At 32.9% G+C, this 10,575-nt stretch carries 8 protein-coding genes; 4 read left to right on the top strand and 4 right to left on the bottom strand.

Annotated elements, in window-relative coordinates:
• The first annotated feature begins 100 nt into the window (after positions 1 to 100).
• Positions 101 to 2,293, top strand: a complete 2,193-nt coding sequence (locus C3L50_RS10705; RefSeq protein ID WP_103806161.1) for a B12-binding domain-containing radical SAM protein — start codon at positions 101 to 103, stop codon at positions 2,291 to 2,293.
• Between the two features lie 11 nt (positions 2,294 to 2,304).
• Entirely contained in the window at positions 2,305 to 2,976 is a 672-nt protein-coding gene (locus C3L50_RS10700; protein WP_103806160.1) for a DUF6250 domain-containing protein, read from the top strand.
• Positions 2,977 to 2,989: 13 nt separating this feature from the next.
• Here the strand turns inward: C3L50_RS10700 and C3L50_RS10695 are convergent, their stop codons facing one another.
• Entirely contained in the window at positions 2,990 to 3,658 is a 669-nt protein-coding gene (locus tag C3L50_RS10695; RefSeq protein WP_103806159.1) for a gamma-glutamyl-gamma-aminobutyrate hydrolase family protein, read from the bottom strand.
• A gap of 166 nt (positions 3,659 to 3,824) precedes the next feature.
• Between C3L50_RS10695 and C3L50_RS10690 the strand changes: the two genes are divergently transcribed.
• Positions 3,825 to 5,933: an ATP-binding protein gene (locus C3L50_RS10690; protein WP_103806158.1), complete on the top strand. Its 2,109-nt coding sequence runs from the start codon at positions 3,825 to 3,827 to the stop codon at positions 5,931 to 5,933.
• Positions 5,934 to 6,074: 141 nt separating this feature from the next.
• On the opposite strand, the gene C3L50_RS10685 is transcribed toward C3L50_RS10690, so the two are convergent.
• From C3L50_RS10685 to C3L50_RS10675, 3 genes are all read right to left on the bottom strand, one after another.
• Positions 6,075 to 6,758: a carbonic anhydrase family protein gene (locus tag C3L50_RS10685; protein ID WP_103806157.1), complete on the bottom strand. Its 684-nt coding sequence runs from the start codon at positions 6,756 to 6,758 to the stop codon at positions 6,075 to 6,077.
• 23 nt (positions 6,759 to 6,781) lie between these two features.
• Positions 6,782 to 8,377, bottom strand: a complete 1,596-nt coding sequence (locus tag C3L50_RS10680; RefSeq protein ID WP_103806156.1) for a SulP family inorganic anion transporter — start codon at positions 8,375 to 8,377, stop codon at positions 6,782 to 6,784.
• An 89-nt stretch (positions 8,378 to 8,466) separates the two neighbouring features.
• A complete protein-coding gene (locus C3L50_RS10675; RefSeq protein ID WP_103806155.1) occupies positions 8,467 to 8,748 on the bottom strand; it encodes a hypothetical protein in 282 nt (93 codons plus the stop codon).
• 688 nt (positions 8,749 to 9,436) lie between these two features.
• Between C3L50_RS10675 and C3L50_RS10670 the strand changes: the two genes are divergently transcribed.
• The gene (locus C3L50_RS10670) at positions 9,437 to 10,447 is read left to right on the top strand and encodes an outer membrane beta-barrel protein (RefSeq protein ID WP_103806154.1); all 1,011 of its coding nucleotides are present in this window, start codon (positions 9,437 to 9,439) and stop codon (positions 10,445 to 10,447) included.
• Positions 10,448 to 10,575 lie beyond the last annotated feature (128 nt).

The raw sequence follows: 10,575 nt of genomic DNA, 5'->3' as shown, positions 1-10,575 counted from the left end.
AGATTTTAAAAGTAGTAATTTTATTCCAAAAAACGGAAAACCTTCGATAATGAATCTCATTCTTTTCTAAAATACCTTACTTTTGCACAAAACAATTCTTTTGAAAACCCAAGTATTTCTTATCACGCCACCCTTTACCCAACTGAATACACCGTATCCAGCAACCGCTTATATAAAAGGGTTTTTGAATACCAAAAACATTTCGGCAACGCAGGCAGATTTGGGGATTGAAGTGATTTTGAAATTGTTTTCAAAAGAAGGATTGAAAGATTTGTTTCAATCGTACAACAAGCAACCCACAACCGACAACTGTAAACGGATTATAGCTCTCCAAGACGAATACATCAAAACCATCGATTCAGTCATTGCTTTTTTGCAAGGAAAAAATCCAACTTTGGCATTGCAAATTTGTCAGGAAGATTATTTGCCAGAAGCTTCGCGTTTTGCACAATTAGAAGAATTGGATTGGGCTTTTGGAACGATGGGAACGCAGGACAAAGCCAAACATTTGGCGACTTTATACCTCGAAGATATTTCCGATTTCATCGTGGAATGTGTCGATGCCAATTTTGGTTTCAGTCGTTATGCGGAACGTTTGGGACGATCTGCCAATTCTTTCGACGAATTATATGCTGCTTTACAGGAAGAACCTACTTATATAGACGAAGTTTTATTTTCGCTTTTGAAAGAACGAATCGAAGGCATTCAACCCGAATTATTCTTGATTTCTGTTCCTTTTCCTGGGAATTTATATTCCGCTTTTCGTTCCGCACAATGGGTGAAAAAGCATTATCCGAACATCAAAATTTCGATGGGAGGTGGTTTTCCAAATACGGAACTTCGTTCGCTTTCTGATGCCCGAGTTTTTGAGTTTTTCGATTACATCACTTTGGACGATGGTGAATTACCGGTAGAATTATTAATGGAAGCAGTTGGTAAACCCGAATCTTTTGAAGGACAATTCAAGAGAACTTTCCTTCTCGAAAATGGAAAAGTAGTTTATAAAAACAATTCCACCCGAAGCGATTACAAACAATCGGAAGTCGGAACGCCCGATTACTCTGATTTGTTGTTAGATAAATACATTTCGGTTATTGAAATCGTGAACCCAATGCACCGAATGTGGAGCGACGGACGATGGAACAAACTCACGATGGCGCACGGATGCTATTGGGGAAAATGTACGTTTTGTGATATTTCATTGGATTATATCAAAGTGTACGAACCCATCGCCGCCAATTTATTGTGCAATCGAATGGAGGAAATGATTGCGCAAACGGGGCAAAATGGTTTTCATTTTGTAGATGAAGCAGCACCACCTGCCTTGATGCGGGCTTTGGCACTTGAAATTCTTCGCAGGAAATTGTCGGTAACTTGGTGGACAAACATTCGTTTCGAAAAAAGTTTTACCAGAGATTTATGTTTGCTATTGAAAGCTTCAGGATGTATCGCTGTTTCTGGAGGACTCGAAGTAGCTTCAGACCGATTATTAAAATTGATTGACAAAGGTGTGACGGTAGAACAAGTGGCAAAAGTTACCCGAAATTTTACCGAAGCCGGAATTATGGTACACGCTTATTTGATGTATGGTTATCCCACACAGACCGTTCAGGAAACCGTGGATAGTTTGGAAATGGTACGTCAATTATTTGAATTGGGAATTTTGCAATCAGGATTTTGGCATCAATTTGCAATGACGGCTCATAGTCCTGTTGGGATGTATCCTGAGAAATATGGTGTGGTAAAGAAAACGGAAGCCATTGGAACTTTCGCCAACAACGATCTTAATTACTTGGACAAAACAGGTGTCGATCACGAAAAATTCAGTTTTGGACTAAAGAAATCGCTCTTCAATTTTATGCACGGCATTTGCTTTGACTATGAATTGCAAGAATGGTTCGATTTTAAAATTCCGAAAACAAAAATCCATCCCGATTTTATTTCGAATGCTTTAGAAGAAGCCGAAGATTTTAATATAAAACCAACTGCCAAAATCGTTTGGCTAGGAGGGAAGCCACAAGTAGAATATTTTACAAAATCCAAAAAAGGGAACATTTGGGAAATGATGTCGCTTACTTTTCACGATAAAAAGGAAAGTTTTACCATTCAAACTGGAAAAATTGAAGGAGAATGGTTGGTTCAAATGCTCGAAAAAATATCCGTTTCCAATGCTAAAACTTTTTCTTTTAAAGAAATAAAATCAGATTTCGAAACCAGTTTAGAAGATTTCGAATTGTTTTGGTATTCTAAACCAGTGAATACTTTGAGAGAATTTGGATTACTAGTATTATAAAGATAGGGTATATGAAAAAGAAAAATTTGTTATTTGTTTTTTTAGTTTTTTCGTCAGTCCTTTTTTCGCAATCCAAATCGAAACTAATTTATTCTGACAATTTCGATAAAGATTGGTCCAATTGGAACATTGAATTCGAAAAACCAGAAACGTCGAGTCTAAAAATAATTGATGGAAAGTTGGATGTTTCAACTTCTATTGGCGCGACCATTTGGTTTGAAACCCAATTATCAGGAAATATAATGATAACTTATGATGTGAAACTGATAGATGAAGGCGGAGCTTTCGACCGAGTTTCGGATATGAATGCTTTTTGGATGGCAACTGATCCGTTGAATCCTGAGATAGAAAGAGACGGAAAATTTGCGTCTTATGATGATTTGAATTTGTATTATGCTGGTGTTGGTGGGCATTACAACACCTTTACCCGATTCCGTAAATACAATGGAGTTGATGATAAACCTATTTTAAAAGAGTATAGCGACAAGGATCATCTTCTGGAAGGAAACAAAACCTATTCGGTTAAAATAATTGTCAATAAAGGTCGCATTCAATATTTCTTAGACAATAAATTATATTGGGATTTTCAAGATGAGAAGCCTTATCAGAAAGGTTTTTTTGGATTTAGGACTTCAAAAAGTCATCAGCAATTTGATAATTTTAAGGTTTTTGAAATAGAGTAAAATTTAATTCAAATTAGTAACCTATTTTTTCTAGCAAAGCTCTTAGTATATTTTTGCTAAAAGGACTTTCTAAATCGGCCATTCTTTCGGGATGCCATTGCACAGCCAATAGAAATTGTTCGTCTGGATTTGTTGATTCAATAACTTCGATAACTCTATCTTTAGAATGAGCAACAGCTTTTAAACCGGAACCTAATACATCGATAGATTGGTGATGCGCACTATTGACATTACCAAATTCTTGTTGTACAATCGAATAAAATAAGGAGTCTTTTTCTACTTGAATACGATGAATTTTATCCTCAGATTCTCTTCTATGAATTTTATTTTTGGCATCGCCGTTATCTAAATGCAAACTGCCACCCCAATAAACGTTGATTAATTGCAAACCTCGACAAATGCCAAGAATAGGCTTTTTTTTGTCTAAAGCTTTTGCCAAAACAGCCATTTCAAAACGATCACGGGCTAAATTAAATTCTTTTGGAGCATTGGCATATGCTATTTTCTCAATGGGATCCATGTCAATTCCGCCTGTAAAAATAATGGCATCACAAAGAGCAACATCTTGCCAATTATTTACTTCATACGAAAGTTCAATAATTTCAATAGTAGCATCGGTTTCTTTTATCCATTTCGGATAATTAGCATAATTAGATTCAGAAAAGGTTAGTCCAATCTTCATTTCACTAGATTAGTTGGTAAAGGTAAAAATATTCAGTCAAATAGGAGGGGTTTATGTGTTGAATTCTAATTTAATAGGGTGTTTTTTTTATTATTTTGGCACTCAAATTACTAAATTAAGTTATCTTTATAAATAATTTTATTTTTTGTGAATTTTATTCAATTCTATGAAAAAGTTTCGAGACCTCAATACCTACTTCAAGCTACTTTTATTGATTATAAGCACTAGTGTTTTGTTTTTTTTATTATATGTTGCGCTCTATATTTATACCAATAAACAAGAACATCATGTTTATAAATCCACTCAAGAGCAGTATGCTAACGAAGTTTCCTCAATTATTCAGCTCAATTCAAAAACTCTTGTATCAACACTTGTTGATATAACATTTTGGGATGAATTAGTAAAGTTTACTAAAACAAAAGACAAGAAATGGTACGATGTTTTTATAGCAAGCCAATTTGAATCCTATGAAGCAGACTATCTTGGGGTGTATGGAATAGATAATCAGTTCATTACTAAAACGTCTAATGCTAAAATTAAAACGATTGATTTCATTCCTAAAGAGGTTTTGACTCGTTTGTATAAGTCAAAAATGACTCGTTTTTATATAAAAATACCTGAGGGTGTGGTTGAAGTTTTTGGAGCTACAATACATCCTTCAGATGATCCCAAAAAAAACAAGTCAAAGCCTTCAGGCTATTTTTTTATGGTAAGACTTTTAGACCAGAATTTTTGTAAAAATTTGGACAACATTAGTAGTTCGAATGTGAGATTAGTTGCCCTAAATAACACTACCAACATTCAGAAGGATGTTCTTGAATCGGATGTTAAACTATTAGATTATAAGAATACAGCGATTGCAAATATAGTTTTTAAAAGACCTTTTAATTTGCATTATCAGAACACAAAAGAAATTCTTATTATTTTGATTTTGGTTTCTTTGATTAACGTTTTTATTTATTTGTATTTTTCTAGAAAATGGATTTATAAACCGTTGAAAACCATAACAGATGTTCTAGAAACAGGTAATGAAATGGCAATTAAAGATTTGCAAAAAGAGCCAGGCGAGTTTGGATATATTGGCAATTTATTTGAAGAAAACAGTAATCAACGAAAACAGTTAGAGCTCTCAAAAGAAAAAGCTGAAGAAAGTGACAAACTTAAATCTTCTTTTTTGGCCAATTTATCTCATGAAATTCGAACCCCAATGAATGCTATAGTAGGATTCAGCGATTTGTTGAACGAACCCAATTTGAGTGAAGATTCTAAGAGTGAATATTTGAAAATTATAAAAAATTGTGGAATTAATTTGGTGTCAATTATTGAAGACCTTATCGAGATGTCTAAGATTGATTCCAAACAAATTGTGCCAAACATTAGTAGTGTTGATTTGGATGCTTGTATAGCCGAATTATACGAAACATTAAAAGTTACTATTCCTGTGGATAAAGATTTGGAATTGTATTTTGTTAAAAATGAGTCTCCTATCCCCCCCGGTAATATTTTAACCGATGTCATAAAACTCAAAGAGGTTATTGTCAATTTGATTTCAAATGCAATAAAATATACCGAAAAAGGACAAATTATTTTTAGCTATCAAATAAATGAAAAGGAGAAGACTATTGTATTTGCAGTTAAAGATACAGGATTAGGAATAGACGAAGAAAACTTGAAAGTAATATTTGACAGGTTTAGAAGAATTGAAGATGAATTTTCGGCTCAATTAAGTGGTTTAGGTCTAGGTTTGGCCATTTCAAAAGCTTATGTTGAAATGCTTGGAGGAAAAATTAGTGTTAGTTCACAAATCAAACAAGGCTCTGTTTTTACATTTACAATACCATTAGTTTATGATGAAACAAGTCCGATTCTGAATCAAAATACTAGCCTAAAAAAGGTTAATAAATCAAATTATGAAACTATTCTGGTTGCCGAAGATGACAACATCAACTTCTTGTTGATGAAGAAAATATTGCAATTAAAAAAATATAAAGTTATTCGAGCCGCAAACGGCCATGAAGCTGTAGATATGTGTCGAGAGAATCCTGATATTCACTTGGTTTTTATGGATATAAAAATGCCAGTATTGAACGGTTTTGAGGCTTTTAAAATTATAAATTCTTTTAATCCAAAACTCCCAGTTATTGCACAAACCGCCTATGCTTCGGTTGAAGATTTTGATAAAATTATGAAACATGGATTCAAAGCCTATATTTCAAAGCCTTTGGATAAAGAAAAAATATATGAATTAATCGATTCTGTTTTTCACAATAGTTGATAGTTGTGAGTTTTGTTTTAATGCTGATTGAAAATATAAAAACAGTGTAAATATAAAATGGTTGCCTTTTGAGACAACCATTTTTTTGATATGCAAATTTTAGGATCTAATATTGTTCAATATTAGAATCAGTAAGAGTTGTTAATGCCTCAAATCAGCTACGGTAAATTTCGGATTTTTATCATCTTTGATGTACATCACGTCGTCATAAAAAGATACTTTTCCAGTTTCGATATCGTGCCAAGCACCTACAACACCAATTTCTCCATTTTCAACCATTTGTTCTAAAATAAAACTGCGTTCAATAATACTTTTTACAGAACGTTTTACATTGATTGTAGCTACATTTTGAACAAAAAGACTATTATTTGAATTTCGGTCAGATGTAGTTATCTTTTCTTCATAAACTGCAGGTTGAATTTTTGATAATAATTCAGTGAGATTCCCCATTTCTACGTGGTCGCAAGCGCCTTTTACGGCTCCGCATTTGCTGTGGCCTAACACTACAATTAGTTTAGAACCAGCTAGTTTGCAGGCAAATTCCATACTTCCTAAAATATCAGTATTGATAACATTTCCAGCTATTCTTACTGAGAAAATGTCGCCTAATCCTTGGTCAAAAATTAATTCTGCTGAGGTTCGACTATCAATGCAACTTAGTATGGTAGCAAATGGCCATTGACCATCACGGGTTTCATTGGCTTGTTCTAATAAATCTCTATGAGCTTTTAAGTTCTTGATAAATCTATCATTACCTTCTTGTAAAATTTCTAAAGCTCTTCTTGGTGTTATTTGGTCTTGTGATTCTTTTGTATGTGTTTTCATTTGTCGAGAGTTAAATTAATGTTTTAAGATTGCGTTACAAATACGTGCTTTTCCTCTTCGCCTGTATTCTCTAATTCATATTCTTTTTTAAATCCAGTTAATTTTACTTTAATATTTTCTTCTTTTGCTCTAATTTTTTTGAATTCTTTAATTAAATCCAATACATCGTGAGCTATATAAACAGTATCTTGAGCATTAATTACTACCTTAGAGTTTTCGGGAATTTTACTTAGAGTTGTTTTGATTGCAGCTTTGTTTAAGAACGAAACTTCTTGGGCTAAATCGATATGAATTACATCTCCGTCGTGATATTCTTCTTTTCTGAAAATGTAGGCTCTTTTCATGTTTCCTCTCAAAATGGCAAAAACACTAATGAGTAATCCTAGAGCGACTCCTTTTAATAAATCTAAAAATACAACAGCTAATAAGGTAGCGATAAAGGGTGCAAATTGGTATTTTCCGTTTTTCCAAAAATGTTTGAATGTTGCTGGTTTTGCCAATTTGTATCCTACTAGTAATAAGATAGCAGCCAATGTTGCTAACGGAATTTTGTTCAAAAGTGCAGGAATTGTCAAGACACTTAACAGCAAAAGAGAACCATGAATGATGGAAGACATTTTAGATTGGGCTCCAGCATTGGCATTTGCCGAAGAGCGAACCACTACCGATGTCATTGGCAGACCACCTAAAAGGGAGCTAACGATGTTTCCAATACCTTGAGCTTTCAATTCTACATTAGTATCGGTATAGCGTTTGTGAATGTCCATTCTATCAGCTGCTTCGATGCATAATAAAGTTTCAATTGAGGCTACTATTGCAATAGTTAAACCTACAACCCAAACTTTAGGATTTGTGATTCCAGAAAAATTGGGTGTTACAATAATTTGTTTGAACTCTTCTATTGATGTTGGGATGGGTAACGAAACTAAATGTTCTTTTGCAATGGCTAGCGAACTGCCTGTTGCTATAAAAACTTCATTCAGTACAACTCCTATTGTGACAGCTATAAGTGCTGCGGGAATTAATTTTAATTTTTGAAGAAAAGGAACTTTGTCCCAAGCTATTAAAATGATTAGGGAAATGGCAGTTATGACAATAGATCCTAATTGGACATAATCGACAATGCCTAATAGAGAGGTCAAAGTGTTGCTACCGTCTGTTTGAGAAAAGGCTAAATCTCCTTCAAAATCACTGTCGTAACCAAAAGCATGGGGTAGTTGCTTTAGAATAATTATGATTCCAATACCTGCCAACATTCCTTCAATAACATTTGTTGGAATATAATTTGATAGGCTACCAGCTTTTAAAAAACCGAGTGCTAATTGAATTAAACCGGCTATAAATACGGCTGTCAAAAATATATCGAAGGCTCCTAAATCAGTAATTGCGGTCAATACAATTGCTGTTAAACCAGCCGCTGGACCAGAAACGCTAATGTGAGAGGTGCTCAAATAGCCCACAACTATTCCTCCAATAACACCAGAAATAATACCTGAAAATAAAGGCGCTCCCGAGGCCATTGCTATTCCCAGACATAATGGGAGTGCTACTAAAAAAACCACTAAACCTGAGGCAAAATCAGATTTAAGGTTTGCAAAAAGATTTATTTTTTTTGACATAATACCTTACTTAAAATTAAACGTGAAAGATTTGCCATCTCAATAATGAGTATAGCAACTGATTTTAATTCATTAAAATCAACGAAAAATTAAGCTTTGTCGGGTGGGGGGATAAATATCTTAGAGGAGATAGTATCGTGCTTGGAGGTATTCTCTGAAAGTATTATTTTACAATTAAACGGAGATACATCTACAGTAGTACAATTTAAATCAAGGTTGATAATTGCTTTAATTTCTTTTTGCGCTTTTTCTTCTTCAGAAAAGCTATAAAATGTAGAAATATCAGCATCTTTCTTAATTACACAAACTACAGTTGGAGTAATTAGAAAGGCTACAAATAAGATCAATAATAGTCTCGCAATTAATTTCATAGTTTGCAAAAATAGAATTTAGGAAATCATATCAAAGCTAATAGTGTAAATTTAAAATAAAATTAACATCTGCTAATTGTCGTTGGAAAATTATTTAGAAAATGCTGCTTTTTTTATTCAATAAATAACAGTGAAAAAAGGTTTTTTTTACGGTTGTTAAATGGTAGTCAGTTTGTTTGTTTATTTAGCTTTTCAATGGTTAAAAAAGATGGATTTTTCTCTTAAATGGATTTAATTTTAAAAATTAATTTCCATTTTGGCTGATTTATGATTTTTTAATAAAATTTAGACATGGGTATTTTTTTTAGGGGGTAATCTTTGTTATTTATTCATAAAAGCTATTTTTTTTGAATTTTATTGTCAATTTTTGCTTAAATGATGCAAAAAATAGGGGGTATGATTAAAAATAAAAATAGTAATCTGATAAAATAAATTGATTTAAATAGGGATTGTATATTTTTTAATATTCATTTTTTGGTTATTGACAATTCTTTCAAGAATAAGTCAAAAAAGAGTTTTTATACTGTTTTAGTTTGACAAAAGTTGATAGATTTGTCACAGAAAAATGGTGTTTTTCAAACCGAATTTAGACCTACTTTAATGATGTATTTCTTTTTTGAAAACACATTTGGTACTAATAAATTCAAGATTAAAAAAAAACTAATTTAACTTTTAAACTAAAACAAACATGAAAAAAGTAACCTTAATTTTAGCTTTAATGCTAACGAGCACTTTAACATTTGCACAGGACGCGGAAGCTCCAAAATCAACTCCATTAGAAATTTCAGGTTCTGGTGATTTGTATTATAAGTATGATTTTGCTAAACAATCAGGAAATATTCCAACTAGTTTTGCAGGAGATCATAATTCAGTTTCTTTGGGTATGCTTGATATAGCTTTGAAAAAAACAGTAGGAAAGGCATCTTTTGTTGGTGAAATATCTTTCGGACCAAGAGGACAATACGAATCAATTCCTAATGGATCAGATGGAAATTCATTCCACATTCAAAATTTATATGCATCTTATGCTGTAAGTGATAAATTGAGTTTGACTGCTGGATATATGGGGACTTTTATTGGTTATGAAGTAATTTCGCCAGTAGCTAATTTCCATTATTCTACTTCTTATTTGTTTACAAACGGACCATTCCAAAATGCAGGTGTTAAAGCAAATTATAAAGTATCTGATAAATTTGGAGTTATGTTAGGGGCGTTTAACGATCAGTGGAATGTATATACATCTGATTTTGGTATTAAAGCTATTGGAGCTCAATTGTCTTATGCTAGTGGTCCAGTTAGTGCTTACCTTAACTTTATGGATGGTAAAAACAGCGGAACAATTTTTGATTTAACTGCAACTTTGCAACTTGCTGAAAAATTCAAATTAGGTATCAATGCTGCTGATTATTCAAATGATGGTGATGCAGGTTATACAGGATTTGCTTTGTATCCATCTGTAGCTTTAACAGATTCTTTTGGTTTAGGATTGCGTGCTGAATATTTTCAATACAAAGAAGGTTCAGGTGATACTGATGTAACTGCTTTTACTTTGTCAGGGAACTACAAAGTTGGTGGATTGACTATTATTCCAGAATTTAGATTGGATAGTAATTCAGACAAAGTAATCTTTGAAGATTCAGATTCAGATCCTTCAAAATCTGCTTCTCAATTCCTTATAGCTGTTGTTTACGGATTCTAATTTTTGAAGTAAAAAACGATTTTAAAAATATTTTTTTTACTGCCAAGATGCTGTTCATAGTATCTTGGCAGTTTTTTTTGTAATAGATAGTAGTGAAATCGCTAGTTTATCAAACCGATATTGGGTTT

The sequence above is a fragment of the Flavobacterium alvei genome (assembly GCF_002920895.1).
In the GTDB taxonomy this organism is placed as follows: domain Bacteria; phylum Bacteroidota; class Bacteroidia; order Flavobacteriales; family Flavobacteriaceae; genus Flavobacterium; species Flavobacterium alvei.
The sequence above is the reverse complement of the archived record's forward strand: the minus strand, read 5'-3'. Positions and strand labels throughout refer to the sequence as shown.